The sequence below is a fragment of the Pseudomonas sp. SDO5215_S409 genome (assembly GCF_054071325.1).
In genome coordinates this window covers 1-513 of the sequence record NZ_JBSVWN010000174.1, presented here as the reverse complement: position 1 = coordinate 513, position 513 = coordinate 1, and the positions used below count along the sequence as shown (strand labels likewise).

1 pseudogene is annotated in these 513 nt (G+C 59.3%); it reads left to right on the top strand.

The features are described from left to right. Positions 1-513: pseudogene (locus ACW9H9_RS28780) on the top strand (T6SS effector BTH_I2691 family protein); the annotation flags it as partial.

Sequence of the window (513 nt, the reverse complement as noted above, 5' to 3'; positions counted from 1 at the left end):
TGACCACCCTGATCAACATCGCCAACCACCAGGCCAAAGACGCCTGGCACGGGCTGAGCGGCATGCTGTTACCGGCCATGAAACAACAAGCCGCACTGACCCTCGCCGTGCCCCAGGTACTGATCTCCACCGAGATATCAAGCAGCACTCAACTGACCTTCAACCCGACGTACCCACGCGACTATCAAGCCTGGTTAATGCAGCTCATCACCGTGCAGAAGAAAATCACCAGCGCAAAAGCGGTGCTGCAACGACCTGGCCCCGCCTACGACCAACGCGCTGCGCGTCTCTCCTTGCAAACCCTGGAGACACAGGCGAAAAACCTGTTCCTTCAGCGGCCCAACCAAATCACTGCCAAGGCATCGGGTAACACGCGCCTGCCAGCCAGCCTGTCGCACATCAACGGCTGGCTGACCCACTTGGGCCAGGCCGAAGTCATGGCTCAACTGAAAGTCGCTGGCACCTACGAATACCTCACCCGCACCAAGGCCTGGATGAACCAGAACCTGGGCA